Below are 16577 nucleotides of genomic sequence, written 5' to 3' on the forward strand. Positions count from 1 at the left end.
TTAAGAACATTTTTTAGTCTGCAAAAATCTCAGTTAAGATTTTTTCGAAATATGTTTTTATATTTAGATTTAGTTGGGTTTTGTCGTGTTTGAGTAGATAAATTTCATCTGGACAGGGGATATTATAATTGCAAATTAAATCCATACCGTTTTTTTCTAGGTAGATGCAGGTTGTCTCTTCATCGTAGGGACCAGATTTTACTAAACTTTCGAAGAAAAAGCTTTTATCTTTTATTTGCAATTTAAAATTTTGAGAATTTAAAAAGGCTAGAGGGATAGTGCTTAAGCCTGTAAGCTCTAGCTTATTTTTCTTTAGGGAAATTTTTTCTATTGTGAAGCTTTGGCCTGCGACTCTTATTGTGTTAGTTTTTTCTAAGTGGTCTAAAAATCCATACAAGTTTGGCATATTTAGTATGTCTTCTTCGTTGTGAAGGAGGAGAATATTTTCTAAATTTTTATCGCCATTTTCGTACTCGTAGTAAAGGCTAATTAGGTCTCCGCCAGAAAACAAGTCTTCTCGGTAGATACCCATGTAATTTTCAATGGTCTTTAGCTTGTAATTTTCTAGACTTACAAAAAGGGACTTTGCTTTTATTTCCTTATAGAGGTCTAGGGACTGAATTTCATCTAGAATCTTGCAGTCGATTTTATATTTTTCGCATCTGGCTTTTATAAAGGGCAGGTCAAAGCTTTCGCCGTTAAAGGAAATTAGCAAGTCTTTCTTTTTTATCTGTTCTAAAAAATTTTTAAGGAGGACCTTCTCATCTGCTTGGGTCTCTGTTAGGTATTGGCGGAAGATATTATTCTCTTTTCCAATTTCTAAGGTTCCTATTAAATAAATTCTAGCAGATTGACGGGAAAAACCTGTTGTTTCAATGTCGAAAAACACCGAATTTTTTGTAAGCGCACTTGTATCTGAGATTTGAATTTCTTTTTCTATTATTTTCATAGTAGTATTATAGCAGAAATTTCCCTCTCTAGTTTAATGAATTTTATTTTCTTTTATAGTATAATTTAAAGTCGAGGTGGCTTATGATTTATTTAGATAATTGTGCAACAACAAAAGTTAGACCAGAGGTCAGGGATTTTCTTATTGAGTCCTTGGATGCAGACTTTGCAAATCCGTCTGCCCTCCACAGCTTTGGCATGAAAGCTGAAGAATCTATGGAAGAAGCGAGAAAAACTATAGGAGACTTTTTAGGAGTTAGGCCTAAGGAAATTTTCTTCACATCAGGGGGAACTGAGTCTGACAACACTTTTATAAGCTCAGCAATTGAAAAAAATAAAAAGTTTGGCAAAAAAATTATTACAAGTAAACTGGAACATGATGCTGTTCTAGAGGTCTATAAAAAATACGAAAGTCTTGGCTATGAGGTCCACTATTTGTCTTGTGATTCCTATGGCCGAGCTGATCTTGATGAGCTTTCAGACCTTATGGACGAATCGGTGATTTTAGTTTCTTTAATTCACGTTAACAATGAACTTGGAACTGTCAACGACATAAAAAAGGCTGTAGAAATTGTAAAATCAAAAAATAAAAATACTCTTTTCCACTCTGACGGCGTCCAAGCCTTTGGAAAAATTAAAGTTGACCTTAGGGACCTAGGTGTTGACGGCTATTCTATTTCTGGCCACAAGGTCCACGGACCAAAGGGAACAGGTGCTTTGTTCGTAAAAGAAGGGACTAACTTAGAGCCCTTTATTTTAGGCGGCGGCCAAGAAGGCGGCTTTAGGTCTGGAACTGAAAACACCAATGGGATCTTTGCCTTTGCCAAGGCTGTTGAAATATTAGCAAAGAATTTTGATGCAGAAACCAGGCACAAGGAAGCTTTAAAAAAGCAAGTTTTAGACTTTGTTAAGACAATTGATGACGTAGTAATTAATTCTCCCAAAGATGCTCCAGGCTGTATTTTGAATTTATCTTTTCTGGACACTAGGGGAGAGGTTATTTTGCACTACTTAGAACAAGACCAGATTTATATTTCGACAGGGTCTGCCTGCCACTCAAATAGAAAGTCTCAGACAAATTTAGAAAAAATTGGCCTAGATCCAAGGATAGCCGATGGATCAATTAGGATTTGTTTTTCCTATGAAAACACCAAGGAAGACATAGATTTATTTTTAGAAAAATTAAAGTTTGCAGTAGAAGATATTAGAAAGATAACCACAAAGAGGAAAAGATGAGACAAGTAATTTCAATTAGTGTTGGAGAAATTGTCCTAAAGGGCAAAAATAGAAAAAACTTTGAAAACGCCTTAATAGATAAAATTCGCAGGGCCTTAGTTGATATTGAAGTTGAAAAAGTCTACAAGGAAATTGGAAAAATTTTTGTAGAATTGAAAAACGACGAGGACATAGATAGGGCTATTGCCAGAGTAAAAAATGTCTTTGGCATAGTTTATATTTCCAGATGCTTTAGGGTTGACAAGGACTTAAAACTAGCAGAAGATGCAATTATGGCAGCCATTTCTCATGCAAATATAAAAGACGACTTTACTTTTAAAATCATAGCATCAAGGGCTGATAAAAACTTCCCACTGACAAGTCCAGAAATCAATAGGCACTTTGGTGGCTTTGTTTTAAAAAACTATGATGGAGCTAAAGTTGACGTTCACGAACCAGAGTTTCCAATTTATATAGACATAAGAGAGTATATTTATGTCTATATTGGAAGAGAAAAGGGCCTAGGCGGCATGCCAATGGGAACTAATGGAAGAGGCTTAGTTTTACTTTCTGGGGGAATTGATTCGCCTGTTGCTGCCTTTATGATGGCCAGAAGGGGAATTAGAATAAACGCCGTTCACTTCCACACCTATCCTTACACTTCAGAAAGGGCAGAGAAAAAGGTCTTAGACCTGGCAGAAATTGTATCTCGCTACACCGGGCCAATGACTGTCTACTCTGTAAATATTTTGGAGATCAACAGGGCCATAGCTGAAAACTGTTACGAAAACAATATGACCATTCTCTCAAGGAGGATGATGATGCGAGTGGCTGAAAAAATTTCTAGGCTCAACAAGTACGATGCATTAATAACTGGTGACAACTTAGGCCAAGTTGCTTCACAGACAATAAAGTCCCTAAAAGTAATAGACAAGGCAACTGACATGTTAATTTTCAGGCCTCTAATAAGTTTTGACAAGCAACAAATTATAGATATTTCAGAATCCATTGGAGCCTTAGAAACTTCCAACCTGCCTTTTGATGACTGCTGTACAATTTTTGCACCAAAACACCCAAATCTAAATCCAAGGTTAGAACAAATTTTAAAAGAAGAGGAAAGATTGGATATAGATAACTTAGTAAATCGTGCAGTTGAATCAGCTAAAGTTATAAAAATTGATTAAAAAAATCCACTTAGTAAGTGCATTACTAGGTGGATTTTTTCTTGCTTAAATTTATTTTACAAGTTCGATAGCTCTTTGTGGGACATAAATTGTTTTAGTGTTGTAGATTACAAGTCCACCAAGATCGACCTTTTCGCCATTAACTAGGGCATAAGATTTTGAAACTGGGAAGGTAATTGTCTTTCCATCTTTTGTAACTTCAAGTTTATGATTGGTTGATTTGTCGTAGACAAATTTTACACTTGCTCCTTCTTTTTCAAAGCCTTGTCTGGCTGGGACATAAAGGTCAGTTGTTAGCTTGTCTAAGTCTAGGTCTAAAACAGCTGCTAAATATTTTCCAATTTCATTGTTGTGAACTGTTCCAGAAAGTTTTTTAATATTTGAACCAGATGTGTAGCAGTATAAGGCAACATCTCCGCCTACATGGCCGCCTGTTGTCCAGCCAATGTTAGACCTGTTAGAAATAACGTGGCCAATTGCCATTTGTACATCTTTTGCTTCTTTAATTGAAGCTAGCTCTTCATCTGTTAGGTCGATGTTGTAGTAGTCTTTGGCTAGGTCCTTTGCATTTGAAAAGTCTTCTTTTAGGTCAGCTGCAAACTTTGAGCCAGTGTATTTGGCGTCTTTAATAATGTGGGTAAAAGATTCTAGCGGAGCCTTGTCATAGCCCTTGGCAATGTTGTTGTTGGCAAAGGTCATTCCACCAGTTCCATGGTCAGTTGCTACTAAAACTAAAGTGTCAGGGTTTTTGTCTGCAAAGTCTTTTGCAACTTTTACAGCCTTGTCAAAGGCAAGAACTTCACTTCTAATTCCTACTGGGTCGTTGGCATGGGCTGCCCAGTCAACTTGAGATCCTTCTACCATTAAGAAGAAACCGTTTTTGTTTTTTTCTAGTACTTCTAGGGCCTTAGTTGTCATTTCTGCTAGAGATGGTTCTTTTGCTGGGTCTCTATCAATATCATAGGCCATGGCTTTTTTAGCAAACATGCCCCAAAGTTTATCGGAAGATGAGTTTTTCATTGAAGCTGTATCTTCTACATAATCGTAACCAAGACTTTTTATTTCAGAAATTAAATCTTCGCCATCTTTTCTTGAATCAGCTGAAAGATATTGATATCCTCCACCTAGGACCACGTCCATACCTTGGTAAACTTGTTGTTCGCCTAGGTCTTCATAGTTGTTTCTATTTGGGTTGTGGGCTGAAAAGTCTGCAGGTGTTGCGTGTTGGATTTGAGATGTAGCAATAATTCCTGTAGCTTTTCCCATTTTCTTTGCTCCTTCTAGGACATTTGCTAGAGGCATCATAGCTTTTGCTGGGTCAAAATTTTCTGCTCCTGGCATTGAAGACTTTGTTGGGTAGGTTCCTATAAAAGGTGATTCTGTTTTGTAGCCAGTTGCCATTGCTGTTCCAGCTGGAGCTGAGTCGGCGATAGGTGTGTTTGAGTTATTAGTGCGAACAAGACCAGTAGCCATATCGTCAAAGCTAAAAGAGAAAGTATCAGTCATCCACCTAGCTGAGGTTGAAGCTTCTACACTCATTCCATCTGGAATTAAAAGGATAACATTTTTTGCCTTACCATAATCACTACTTGCTGCTAGTCCAAGACTTGGCAATAAAAGTATAAGTGCCAAAGATAGACATAGAATTTTCTTTAAATTTTTCATAATTCCTCCTAAAAATTTTCTTTACTTAAGTTTAGGAAAAAACTATTAGAAGCTTACTAAGTAAATGTAAAAGAACTAATAAGAATTGTTAGAAAAGAACCAAAGAAATAAATTGTGTAAATAACGAGAAAAGTTTTTTAAAAACTTGAAAATGCTAGAATAACCATGTATAATACTAGTAGAGTTTCTGCGGTGCACGTAAGTCTATGCTTAATTCAACCGACATATCAGACACGGGAATTTGTGTTTGAGCGATATGACAAGCCTCCTTTGAGGGGAAGTCAGATTCAATCAACAGGATACCCACCTTATTTTAAGGCGGGTCTGAATTAACTAATGACTACGACACCCGCGGATTATGCGGAAATGGCTCAGTGGTAGAGCATCGCCTTGCCAAGGCGAGGGTCGCGAGTTCGAATCTCGTTTTCCGCTCCATTTGAATTTTTTCGCTTGAAGGCGACAGTATAGGCAGAGAAATCTGCCTATATTTTTTAGACTTTGTTTAACTTTAAATTATAAGGGGTATGACCTACTTATGGAAAGAGAGATATAAATGGAGAAGTTAAAAAAGTTTTTTGAAAAAATTTCTGCAGGAAGATATGGCATGGATCATTTAAATGTCTTCCTTATATACTTGGTCTTTGTCCTAAGTTTTGTTGGCATTTTTGTAAGATCTGCTAGGGCCTTTACAGTTTTAAGAACCCTAGCAGCCATTTTAAGTGTCTATGCAATTTTTAGAATAACGTCTAAGAAAATAAATGATAGATATCAAGAAAACATCAAGTACTTAAAGGCAACAAAACCTATAAGGGCAGAAGCAGACCTGCTAGCTCTTAGGTGGAAGGACAGAAAGACCCACAAGTATATAAAATGTCCAGTTTGCAAGAAAGTAATGCGAGTGCCAAAGAAGGCGGGAAAAATTAAAATAAAGTGTCCAAGGTGTGGCCACGAATTTATAAAAAGAGTTTAGTAGACTTTAATAGGGGCGAGAAAACCCTTATAAAAATAAGAATTTTAACCATAGAAGGCTAAAATGTTGGGATAAAAGATATTTTTTCAGCTATAAGTTAGTAAATCTTAACCATTAAGAGCTTTTATGGTATAATAATAAAGATATTTTACATGGGAGGAATTAAGGTGACAAAAGAATTTAAAAGAGAAGGAAATACTGTTAGTTTTCAAATGGTAATTCCTAGTGACCAAATAGAAAAAAGCATGCAAGAAGTTTATTTAAAAAGCAGAAAAAGCTTTCAACTTCCTGGCTTTAGAAAGGGAAAGGCTCCAAGACAACTTCTAGAAAGAACTTATGGAGCAGACCTATTTTTTGAAGATGGAGTAAATGAATGTATTCCAAAAATTTACGAAGAAACTACAGAAGAAATGGGCCTAAAACTTGCTGGCCAACCACAAATTTCTCTTAGCGCCCCTTACACAAAAGGCGAAGACGTAGTTTTAAATGTTGAAGTTGAAGTTCTACCAGAATTTGAAGTGAAGGACTATTCAAAAATTGAAATTCCAGAAATCAAATACGAAGTTACAGACGAACTTATTTATAACAAGATGCAAGAAGAAAAAGAAAAGTCTAAAAGAGCTATTCCAGTTGAAAGAGCAGCTAAACTTGGCGATGTAACTGTTATAGACTTTGAAGGCTTTATTGGCGATGTGGCCTTTGACGGTGGAAAGGGAGAAGACTTCCAACTTGAACTTGGTTCAGGTCAGTTTATTCCAGGGTTTGAAGACCAATTAGTAGGAGCCAAAGCTGGAGATGAAGTTGACGTAAATGTTACCTTCCCAGAAGAATATGGCTCTGAAGAACTTTCTGGCAAGGATGCAACTTTTAAAGTTACAGTAAAGGAAGTTCAAGAAATTGAATATCCAGAAATTGACGACGACTTTATTAAAGACATTTCCGAATTTGACACAGTAGAAGAATACAAGGCTGACCTAAGAAAGAACTTAGAAAAAGAATTTGAAGAAAGAACCAACAATGAAATTAGAAATGCAGTTTTAAGAAGGGTAGCTGACCTTGCTGACTTTGAAGTTCCAGAGGCTATTGTAGAAAATGCCATTGACAGAGAAATAGAAAACTTCTCAGCCAACCTAAGACAATACGGCATTGACTTTGACCAATATGCTGAAATGTCAGGAACAAATAAATACGACATTAGAAATGATTTTAGAGAAAACGCCCTTATTAATTCAAAAATCCAATTAATAATGGAAAAGATCATTGAAAAAGAAAAACTTGATGCAAGTGATGATGAACTTAAGGCAGAAATTGAAAGACTTGGCAAACTTTATTTCCCAACAAATGAAGAAGAGCAAAAGAAATTCATAGACCTTTATTCTTCAAATGCTGACTTTGTAAAAGACGACCTAGTATTTAACAAGGCCTTAGACATGTTAGTTGAAAATGTAGTTTTTGTTGAGCCAAAAGAAGTAGAAGAAAACAAGGCTGAAGAAAAGCCTAAAAAAGAAGCAGCTAAAAAAATAGAAAAGTCTGCTGAAAAATCAGGCAAGGAAACTATAGAAGAAAGAAATAAGAGAATAGTAGAGCTTTATGAAACAGGCGACTATACTCAAGAACAACTAGCTGAAAAGGAAGACCTATCTCCTTCAACAATTTCTAGAATAATTAGAGAAGCAAGAAAAGACAAGTAGGAAGGAATATTTTATGAGTCTAATACCAATGGTAGTAGAGCAAACTAGTAGAGGCGAAAGGTCCTATGATATTTATTCCAGACTTTTAAAGGACAGGATTATCTTTTTAAGTGGAGAAATTACAGACCAAGTAGCAGACCTAGTTGTTGCCCAACTTTTGTTTTTAGAATCTGAAGGGCCAGACAAGGATATTTCTATTTATATTAATAGTCCTGGCGGATCAGTTTCTGCAGGCCTTGCTATTTATGATACTATGCAGTATATAAAATCACCTGTATCTACAATTTGTGTAGGAAGGGCAGCGTCTATGGGAGCATTTTTACTTGCAGCAGGAGAAAGGGGCAAGAGATATGCCCTACCTAATGCTGATATTATGATTCACCAACCCCTAGGCGGAACCCAAGGCCAGGCTTCAGATATAAAAATTCAAGCTGAAAAAATTCTTCAAACTAGAGAGCTTTTAAATAAAATCCTAGCTGAGAGAACTGGTCAAGACCTAGAGAGAATTTCCTTAGATACAGATAGAGATTATTATATGTCTGCTAAAGAGGCTGTTGACTACGGCCTTATAGACAAGGTAATTGAATCAAAATAAGGAGTACTATGACTAAAGAAAATAACCACGACCATGACCTATTAAGGTGCTCTTTTTGTGGCAAAAGCCAAAACGAAGTAGAGAGAATAATAGCAGGTCCCAATGTTTATATATGTAATGAATGTATAGAACTTTCTGAAGAAATAATTTCTATGGATATTATGCAGCAGGAAGAAAAGCAGGTAGAAAATTATTATCTGCCAAAACCTGCTGAAATTAAAAGAACTTTAGATGAGTATGTAGTCCACCAAGACCAGGCCAAGAAGATTTTATCAGTGGCAGTTTATAACCACTACAAGAGAATTTATTCTACTAGGACTGACGATGTAGAACTTGAAAAGTCTAACATCTTAATGGCTGGACCAACAGGATCAGGAAAGACCCTCCTTGCTCAAACACTGGCAAAGATTTTAGATGTGCCAATTGCCATAGCAGATGCCACTACCTTAACTGAAGCTGGCTATGTTGGAGAAGATGTAGAAAATATACTACTAAAACTTCTGCAAGCTGCTGACTATGACATTGAAAGAGCAGAAAAGGGAATAATTTATGTAGACGAAATCGACAAGATTTCAAAAAAAAGTGAAAATGTATCTATAACCAGGGATGTTTCTGGCGAAGGCGTTCAACAGGCTCTTTTAAAAATGATCGAAGGCACTGTTGCCTCAGTTCCACCTCAAGGTGGTAGGAAGCACCCCCAACAAGAATTTATCCAAATTGATACAAAAAATATTCTCTTTATAATGGGCGGAGCCTTTGTTGGCCTAGAAAAAATTGTAGAAGACAGAACCAACAAGAAGAACATCGGTTTTGGCAAAGACATGGCTGCGAATATGGAAGAGTCTATTGGGGAAATCTTAAAAAAGGTTGAGCCACAAGACTTGCAAAAGTACGGACTTATTCCAGAATTTATTGGCAGGTTACCAATTTTTGTAACCCTAGAAGAGCTAGATGAAAAGGCCTTGGCAGAAATTTTAACTAAGCCAAAAAACGCCCTAGTAAAACAATACAAGGCCCTCTTAAAAATGGACGGCGTTGACCTTGACTTTGAAGACCAAGCTTTAATAGAAATTGCCAAGAAGGCAGTTGAAAGAAAGTCAGGAGCCAGAGGTCTAAGAGGAATTGTTGAAGAGGCCATGTTAGATATAATGTACCAGGTCCCATCAGACCCAAGCATTAAAAAGATTACTATTACAGGAGAGGCCATAAAAAATGGAGCCCAACCTATAATAGAAAAAACTAGTGAAAAAAGCCAAATAAAAGAAGCTAGTGTTTAAAAATTTTATTAAAAGGTATATATAAAATGTAAGTCCACTGGTTTTTGGTGGACTTATATTTATTAATGATAGCTTTATTCTTAAAAGAATTTTTAAAATTCAAATAAATGGAGGGAAGAATATGGACGAAAACAAAGAAATATTAACACTTCCTGTTATTCCGCTTAGGAATCTAGTAGTGTTTCCCCAAATGGTTACACACTTTGATGTAGGTAGAGACAAGTCAATAAAGGCCATTGAAGAGGCAGAACTTGAAAATTCAAAAATCCTACTTCTCAGCCAAAAAGATGCCAAGATTATGGAGCCAACAGCTGATGACATTTACAAGTATGGAACTGTAGCCAACATAAGACAAATTTTAAAACTACCTCACGGGCAAATGAGAGTTTTAATTGAAGGCGAATACAGGGCCAAGACCACATCTATCCAAGAAAGTGAAGACATGATTTCTGCTAGCTTTGTAGTAATTGAAGCAGATGAAAGTGAACTTACAATAGATGAAGAGGCAGCTTTTAGACTAGTAAAACAAGACCTAGAGGCCTATATAGCAGCTAATTCAAAAATAAACTCAACTGCCATAGATATGTTAAATGAAATGGAAACTCCAGACCTTTTAATAGACATGGTAGCATCTTATTTGCCATTAAGGTTAGAAGATGCCCAAAGCCTACTAGAAGTTACTAATAGGTTTTCTAGACTGGAAAAATTCCACGCAATTTTGCAAAAGGAAATTGAACTTTTAGGCATAGAAAATAAAATTAACCAAAGAGTTAAAAACCAAATGGGCCAAGTTCAAAAGGAATATTATTTAAGAGAACAGCTAAAGGCCATCCAAGCTGAACTTGGAGATGGCGACGAAGAAAGCGAAGCTGACTCTTATATAGAAAAAATTAAAAAACTTGATATGCCTGAAGAGACTAAGGAAAAGGTAATTAAAGAAGCCAACAAGCTCAACAAAATTAATCCTTCCTCTGCAGACTATGGAGTTTTATTAAACTATCTAGACTGGATAGTTTCTATTCCTTGGGGCCAAGAAACTTTAGAAGAAAGTATTGACCTAGACAAGGCAGAAGATATTTTAGACGAAGACCACTACGGCCTTAAAGATGTTAAAGAGAGAATTGTAGAATTTTTGGCTCTAAGAAAGCTAAACGATTCTTCAAAGGGACCAATCCTATGTCTAGTTGGACCTCCAGGAGTTGGTAAAACATCTATAGCAAAATCTGTAGCCAGGGCCCTAGACCGTGAGTTTGTAAATATGAGTTTAGGTGGAGTTAGAGACGAGGCAGAAATTAGAGGTCACAGAAGGACCTATGTTGGCGCCCTTCCAGGTAGGGTAATTTCTTCAATGAAAAAAGCAGGATCAGTAAATCCAGTTTTCTTACTCGATGAAATTGACAAGGTTGGATCAGACTATAGGGGAGACCCATCGTCAGCCCTTTTAGAAGTTCTAGATCCAGCACAAAACTACCACTTTACCGACCACTATTTAGACGTGCCTTATGACCTATCAAAGGTACTGTTTTTAACAACAGCCAACACAACAGCAACTATTCCTGGTCCGCTTTTAGACAGAATGGAAGTTATTAGACTAGATGGCTATACACCTTTTGAAAAATTACAAATTGCCAAGAGATATATTTTGCCAAAACAATTAAAGGAAGCTTCTATAAGAGAAGACCAGTTAGAAATTTCTGACAATGCTCTTTTGACAATTATAAATTCTTATACTAGGGAATCTGGAGTTAGAAACCTAGAAAGAACTATTCAAAAAATTATTAGAAAGGCAGCAGTGCTCTTTGTTAGAGGTGAAAAGGACTCAATAAGAGTTAATGTTGGTAACCTAGAAAAGTATTTAGGACCAAAAATTTATCTTTACGATGTCTTAGACGAAGCCAACCAAGTTGGAGTTGTAAATGGACTTGCTTGGACTAGCGTTGGTGGAACTACACTAAAAGTCGAAGCCAATGTTACAGACGGTAGCGGCAAGGTTCAACTGACAGGAAAACTTGGAGACGTAATGAAAGAGTCTGCCCAAGCTGCAATAACCTACATTAGGTCAGTAGCTGAAGACTATAAAATTGCAGACGACTTCGCCTCTAAAAAGGACATCCACTTACACGTTCCAGAAGGAGCAACTCCAAAAGACGGCCCATCTGCAGGTGTAACTATAGCAACAGCAATACTGTCAGCCTTAACAAAAAAACCAGTTAGAAATGACATAGCCATGACTGGAGAAATTACCCTTAGGGGAAGAGTCCTACCAATTGGTGGTCTAAAAGAAAAACTTCTAGCAGCAAATCGAATGGGAGTAAAGACAGTTTTAATTCCACACGAAAATGCCAGAGAACTAGATGAAATTGAAGAGATCATTAAAAGACCTCTTGAAATAATTCCAGTTAAGGAAGTAAAAGAAGTATTTAAATACGCCTTAGTAGATGGTGAAGATGAAAATAAATAATCCGACTTTAGAAAAAATTGCAGTAAAGAAAGATCAGTATCCAGCTGAAAACTTAAAGGAAATTGCCCTTGCAGGCAGGTCCAATGTTGGTAAGTCTTCTTTTATTAATACGCTAATAAATAGGAAAAATCTGGCTAGAACTTCATCTCAGCCGGGAAAGACTAGGACCATAAATTTTTATAATATTGACGACAAGTTTAGGCTAGTAGACCTGCCAGGCTATGGCTATGCCAAGGTTTCAAAAAGTGAAAGAGAAAAGTGGGCAGGCTATATAAATTCATATCTTTCTGAGAGAAAAAACCTAGTAGATGTGTTTTTAGTAATTGACTTTCGCCATGGACCAACAGAGCTGGACCTTATTATGTATGACTATATAATCCAAAATGGATTTTCAGGAACAGTTATAGCCAGTAAGTTCGACAAGGTGAAAAAATCTCAGCAGGCTAAAAACTTAAAGATGATTTATGATAAGTTTGGAATAACAGACAAGTCTCTCATTATTCCTTTTTCATCAGAAACTAAATACAACAAGGACCTGGTTTTAAAAAAATTAGACCAGCTAATAGAAGAATAAAATATTAAAGACTAGAAGACAAAAATCCTCTAGTCTTTTTTCTTTGCTAAAAATTAAAAAGGAAAAATAAAAAAGCTAGAGATCAAAGTCCCTAGCTTTATAAAAATTTAATTTATTCTTCTTCTGGTACATAAACAGGATTGCCATCTCTGTCTGGTACTTTTTTAAATAATCCAGTAACCATAAGGGCAATAGCACCGTCGCCTGTAATGTTACAAGCTGTTCCAAAGGAGTCTTGAAGGGCAAAAATTGATAGCATTAGGGCAACACCAGTGTCATCAAAGCCTATAATTGAAGTTATAAGTCCAAGGGAAGCCATTACAGTTCCACCAGGTACTCCAGGTGCAGCAATTGCAAAAACTCCAAGTAAGAAAATAAAGATTAACATATTTGAAGTTGGAGGAATAGATCCTGTTAAAATTTGAGAAACTGTCATTACAAAGAAAACTTCAGTTAAAACAGATCCACAAAGGTGGGTGTTCGAACCTAGAGGAATGACAAAGTCTCTAACTGTTGGGTCTAAAGTCTTTGCCTTAGATGCACATCTTAGTGAAACTGGAAGAGTTGCAGCAGAAGACATAGTTCCTAGGGCAGTAACATAGGCAGGTCCATAGTGTTTTAAAACTTCTCTTGGATTTGTCTTTGACATGGCTCCACCAATACTATATAAAAGTGCCAACCAAATGTAGTGGCCAATAATTACAATTACAATAACCTTTAAGAAAACTGGAAGTTCATATAAGACTACACCTTCATAAGAAAGTTCTGCAAAAGTTGTAGCTATATAGAATGGTAGAATTTTAATAATAACCTTGTTTACAATTTCTAAAACGATGTTGTTAAATTCCATAAGCAACTTTTCCCAGGTTTCAGACTTAGTCCATAGAACTGCAAGACCAATTAGAATTGAAGTTACTAGGGCTGTCATTACTGGCATAATTGGGCTAATAGAAAGTTTAAATAAAGATTCAGGAATTTCGTTGCCAACTCCAGTTGTTGAAGCAATATTTAAATGTGGAATAATAGCCCTTCCAGCTAGCCAAGAGAATAGGGCTGCACCTACAGATGATAGGTAGCAAATAAGTAGGGTTACACTTAGGATTCTTCCAGCATTTTCTTTTAGTGAAACAATAGCTGGAGTTACAAAACCTAAAATAATAAGAGGTACAATATAGCCAATTAGGTCGCCGAAAATTGCCTTAATAGTGTGGATAACAACAATAAGTCCTTCATTAGCAAGGGAACCTACAAGAATACCAGCTACAATACCAATGACAAGTTTAACTACTAAACTGTCAAAAAAATTAGATTTCTTCATAGCAAATCTCCTTAAAATATTTTTAAGACCACATGATCTTAAAGTGCTAATAAAACGAAATAAAAATTCTAGGCTTGAAGAAAGATTAATTCATTTTATATTGATAATATTATAGCTTATTTTTTACTTTAAATCCAAAGTATTTTTCTTCAAAGAAAAAGTCTCAGGAATATTTAAGAAAAGACCAATCTTGTGGTATACTTTTATTTAGAAAAAGCTAATTTAAAAAAGAACTAGGAGGAAAAAATGGAAAATAAACAACTAGCAAAAGACTTAATTGACTTTATTGACAAAAGTCCATGTTCATATTATTCAGTAAAAAACACTGAAGACTTTTTAAAGGACCATGGCTTTAAAAAATATTGTCTTAAGGAAAAATTAAATTTAAAAACTGGCGACAAGGGTTATTTTGTAATAAACGACTCAGGAATTTTAGCCTTTGATATTGGCTCAGAAAACATTGAAGAAAAAGGCTTTAGCCTAGTAGGATCTCACACAGACTCACCAGGCTTTAGAATAAAATCAAATCCTGTAATGAAAAATGCAGGGCTAATAAAATTAAACACAGAAGTTTATGGGGGACCAATTTTTTCAACTTGGTTAGACAGAGTTCTATCTTTAGCAGGAAGAGTGTCACTAAAAACTGACAAGGCCCTAGAACCAGAACTAAGACTTGTAAACATTGACAAGGACCTATTAATTATTCCAAACCTGGCCATCCACATGAACAGGGAAGTCAACAAGGGCTTTGAATACAACCAACAAAAGCACCTACTTCCAATTATGGCCCTTGACTCAAATGAAAAAGTTGATAACGACTATTTAACTGAACTTTTAGCTGACGAACTTAAAGTTAAGGCTGAAGATATTTTATCTTACGACCTTTACCTCTATGACAGACAAGGCGGAGCTTTAGTAGGCGCCAATGAAGAATTTATATCTGTTGGCAGACAAGATAACCTTTCAATGCTCTACTCATCACTTAGGGCCTTTGTTGAAGGATCTCCTAAGGGAGTAAATATACTACTTGCAACTGACAACGAAGAAGTAGGATCAAGGTCTATCCAAGGGGCAGACTCACCAATGCTAGGCGACCTTTTAGAAAGAATTGCCATCGGTCTTGGAAAAACTAGGGAAGACTACTACAGGGCTATGGCTAACTCCTTTTTAATTTCATCAGACATGGCCCACGCCCTTCATCCAAACTTTGAAGAAGTTGCAGACCCAACTAACAGACCGATTTTAGGAAAAGGTCCAGTTATTAAATACGCTGCCAACAAGTCCTACACTTCAGATGCCTTGTCAGCAGGAATCTTTAAAAACCTTTGTGCCAAAGCGAATGTTAACTGCCAAGACTTCCACAACAGGTCAGATAGAGCTGGAGGATCAACTATTGGACCAATTTCAGAAACTCATCTTTCTATAAAGGCAGTAGATATTGGTGGACCAATGTTTGCCATGCATTCAATTAGAGAGTTAGGAGCTGTTAGCGACCTTATGGACTTTTATAAGGTCTTTAAAGAATTCTATAGTCTATAAGTGAATTATTTTTCTATGACCTTGAAATACTAGAGAAAATTTAGTATTATGAACTTGTAAGAAATATATAAATCAGGGTAGGTACTTGGCGTCAAGTGACTGAGAATGGGACGTTGTCTCAGTACGAAAAATTATTTTACGATCAAGTAACCGCGTTCACTGCTTAATAAGGACCTCCTTACTAAGCAGTAGTGAAGGAGGAAAAAATGAAGACAGATATTTCTAGAAAGTCCTGGATTACAATTGTAATCTTAGGTATTTTAAGTGCCCTTACAATTAGGTTTAATACCAAGCCTGAAATTTATACAGGTTTAATATTTGCCTTAGTAGGAGTGCTATTTGTAGGATTTTATGCAGAAGATAAGACCCTTGGTGGAATTTTAGGGGCGGCTATTATTGGCCTAGGCCTTTTAATTAGAAACTTTTGGCCACAAATTCCAACCCACAAGGACCCAGAAAAACTGGCAGCCTTAATGGACAAGTACAATGCCTATAAAGACTTTATTTCTAAGTACTTTATAGTTTTAATTTTAGCAGGAGCCCTAGTAGGACTTATTGGCGGAATAATCGGCAAGGCCATAGAAGAAGATAGAAAGCTAAATAAAAAGTTTTCAACTTATAGAATAACTTATTTGGCAATTTTCGTAGCTCTTTCAGTTGTTATTAACACAGCTAGAATTGGCTCTGTATCCTTTGGAGGTTTCCCAATTGTTTTATCAGGCTACTTCCTTGGACCAGTTAATGGCTTTATAGTTGGAGCAGTTTCTGACCTTGTTGGTTTTATAATTAGACCATCATCATCTGGTGGCTTTAATCCACTATTTGTTTTAACCTCTGCCCTAACAGGGTTAATTCCAGTTTTAATTACTAGACTTTTAAAAGAAGAATATCCAAAATATTCTTTTATGAAAGTTTTAGCAGGAGTCTTTGTTGGCCAAATAATAACATCAGTTATTATGGTTCCAATATTTAGAGTAATCCTTTACGGAGGAAATACTTTTATCTACTTTGCATCAAAGGCCTTTGTAAAACAAATTGTTTCTATTCCAATTTATGCTTTCTTAGTTGTAACTATAGCAGAAAAGGTTGGAGCAAATTTAAACTTTAAGAAGATAAGAAATACAAACGAAGCTTAAATAA

At 36.0% G+C, this 16577-nt stretch carries 13 protein-coding genes, 1 tRNA gene, 1 other RNA gene and 1 riboswitch; of the genes, 12 read left to right on the forward strand and 3 right to left on the reverse strand.

The features are described 5' to 3' along the window. Positions 1-13: 13 nt before the first annotated feature. Positions 14-949, reverse strand: coding sequence for a ribonuclease H-like domain-containing protein (locus BN2667_RS01510; RefSeq protein WP_054251558.1), 936 nt, complete (start codon positions 947-949; stop codon positions 14-16). An 83-nt stretch (positions 950-1032) separates the two neighbouring features. On the opposite strand from BN2667_RS01510, the gene BN2667_RS01515 reads away from it, so the two are divergent. Continuing rightward, on the forward strand, positions 1033-2184 hold the full coding sequence (locus BN2667_RS01515) for a cysteine desulfurase family protein (RefSeq protein ID WP_054251559.1): 1152 nt from the start codon (positions 1033-1035) through the stop codon (positions 2182-2184). Continuing rightward, a complete protein-coding gene (thiI, locus tag BN2667_RS01520; RefSeq protein ID WP_054251560.1) occupies positions 2181-3347 on the forward strand; it encodes a tRNA uracil 4-sulfurtransferase ThiI in 1167 nt (388 codons plus the stop codon). The genes BN2667_RS01515 and thiI overlap by 4 nt, the downstream gene beginning before the upstream one ends. Positions 3348-3398: 51 nt before the next feature. Here the strand turns inward: thiI and BN2667_RS01525 are convergent, their stop codons facing one another. After that, positions 3399-5012 (reverse strand): alkaline phosphatase, encoded by a 1614-nt coding sequence (locus tag BN2667_RS01525; RefSeq protein ID WP_054251561.1) that lies wholly within the window; start codon positions 5010-5012, stop codon positions 3399-3401. A gap of 181 nt (positions 5013-5193) precedes the next feature. On the opposite strand from BN2667_RS01525, the gene ssrS reads away from it, so the two are divergent. The 8 genes from ssrS (at position 5194) to yihA (ending at position 12580) form a co-directional block, all read left to right on the forward strand. Beyond that, positions 5194-5374, forward strand: a non-coding RNA gene (gene ssrS, locus BN2667_RS09115) — 6S RNA. Further along, a tRNA-Gly gene (locus tag BN2667_RS01530) sits at positions 5373-5447 on the forward strand. Before ssrS ends, BN2667_RS01530 begins: the two co-directional genes overlap by 2 nt. Positions 5448-5565: 118 nt before the next feature. Next, complete coding sequence (locus BN2667_RS01535) at positions 5566-5982, forward strand: hypothetical protein (protein ID WP_054251562.1); 417 nt, start codon at positions 5566-5568, stop codon at positions 5980-5982. Between the two features lie 167 nt (positions 5983-6149). After that, positions 6150-7673 carry a trigger factor gene (gene tig, locus BN2667_RS01540; RefSeq protein WP_054251563.1) on the forward strand — a complete coding sequence of 508 codons (1524 nt, stop codon included), beginning with the start codon at positions 6150-6152 and terminating at the stop codon, positions 7671-7673. A gap of 13 nt (positions 7674-7686) precedes the next feature. Continuing rightward, complete coding sequence (clpP, locus tag BN2667_RS01545) at positions 7687-8268, forward strand: ATP-dependent Clp endopeptidase proteolytic subunit ClpP (protein WP_054251564.1); 582 nt, start codon at positions 7687-7689, stop codon at positions 8266-8268. Between the two features lie 8 nt (positions 8269-8276). After that, positions 8277-9545 carry an ATP-dependent Clp protease ATP-binding subunit ClpX gene (clpX, locus tag BN2667_RS01550; protein WP_054251565.1) on the forward strand — a complete coding sequence of 423 codons (1269 nt, stop codon included), beginning with the start codon at positions 8277-8279 and terminating at the stop codon, positions 9543-9545. A gap of 121 nt (positions 9546-9666) precedes the next feature. Continuing rightward, entirely contained in the window at positions 9667-12006 is a 2340-nt protein-coding gene (lon, locus tag BN2667_RS01555) for an endopeptidase La (protein WP_054251566.1), read from the forward strand. Continuing rightward, entirely contained in the window at positions 11993-12580 is a 588-nt protein-coding gene (gene yihA / locus BN2667_RS01560) for a ribosome biogenesis GTP-binding protein YihA/YsxC (protein WP_054251567.1), read from the forward strand. Before lon ends, yihA begins: the two co-directional genes overlap by 14 nt. A gap of 112 nt (positions 12581-12692) precedes the next feature. Here the strand turns inward: yihA and BN2667_RS01565 are convergent, their stop codons facing one another. After that, on the reverse strand, positions 12693-13898 hold the full coding sequence (locus BN2667_RS01565; RefSeq protein WP_054251568.1) for a dicarboxylate/amino acid:cation symporter: 1206 nt from the start codon (positions 13896-13898) through the stop codon (positions 12693-12695). 246 nt (positions 13899-14144) lie between these two features. Here BN2667_RS01565 and BN2667_RS01570 point away from each other — a divergent pair, with 246 nt between their 5' ends. Both BN2667_RS01570 and BN2667_RS09235 read left to right on the forward strand, forming a co-directional pair. Further along, a complete protein-coding gene (locus BN2667_RS01570) occupies positions 14145-15437 on the forward strand; it encodes a M18 family aminopeptidase (protein WP_054251569.1) in 1293 nt (430 codons plus the stop codon). A gap of 71 nt (positions 15438-15508) precedes the next feature. Further along, positions 15509-15601, forward strand: a riboswitch (THF riboswitch). A 42-nt stretch (positions 15602-15643) separates the two neighbouring features. After that, positions 15644-16573 (forward strand): folate family ECF transporter S component, encoded by a 930-nt coding sequence (locus BN2667_RS09235; protein WP_054251570.1) that lies wholly within the window; start codon positions 15644-15646, stop codon positions 16571-16573. Positions 16574-16577 lie beyond the last annotated feature (4 nt).

It is taken from the genome of Neofamilia massiliensis, from assembly GCF_001299475.1.
In the GTDB taxonomy this organism is placed as follows: domain Bacteria; phylum Bacillota; class Clostridia; order Tissierellales; family Peptoniphilaceae; genus Neofamilia; species Neofamilia massiliensis.

Bases quoted from the DNA above. Each gene is read 5' to 3' on its own strand.
- BN2667_RS01525 (WP_054251561.1), bottom strand. From the start codon at position 5,012: ATGAAAAATTTAAAGAAAATTCTATGTCTATCTTTGGCACTTATACTT.
- BN2667_RS01510 (WP_054251558.1), bottom strand. From the start codon at position 949: ATGAAAATAATAGAAAAAGAAATTCAAATCTCAGATACAAGTGCGCTT.
- BN2667_RS09235 (WP_054251570.1), top strand. From the start codon at position 15,644: ATGAAGACAGATATTTCTAGAAAGTCCTGGATTACAATTGTAATCTTA.
- yihA (WP_054251567.1), top strand. From the start codon at position 11,993: ATGAAAATAAATAATCCGACTTTAGAAAAAATTGCAGTAAAGAAAGAT.
- lon (WP_054251566.1), top strand. From the start codon at position 9,667: ATGGACGAAAACAAAGAAATATTAACACTTCCTGTTATTCCGCTTAGG.
- BN2667_RS01535 (WP_054251562.1), top strand. From the start codon at position 5,566: ATGGAGAAGTTAAAAAAGTTTTTTGAAAAAATTTCTGCAGGAAGATAT.
- BN2667_RS01570 (WP_054251569.1), top strand. From the start codon at position 14,145: ATGGAAAATAAACAACTAGCAAAAGACTTAATTGACTTTATTGACAAA.
- BN2667_RS01515 (WP_054251559.1), top strand. From the start codon at position 1,033: ATGATTTATTTAGATAATTGTGCAACAACAAAAGTTAGACCAGAGGTC.
- BN2667_RS01565 (WP_054251568.1), bottom strand. From the start codon at position 13,898: ATGAAGAAATCTAATTTTTTTGACAGTTTAGTAGTTAAACTTGTCATT.
- clpP (WP_054251564.1), top strand. From the start codon at position 7,687: ATGAGTCTAATACCAATGGTAGTAGAGCAAACTAGTAGAGGCGAAAGG.
- clpX (WP_054251565.1), top strand. From the start codon at position 8,277: ATGACTAAAGAAAATAACCACGACCATGACCTATTAAGGTGCTCTTTT.
- thiI (WP_054251560.1), top strand. From the start codon at position 2,181: ATGAGACAAGTAATTTCAATTAGTGTTGGAGAAATTGTCCTAAAGGGC.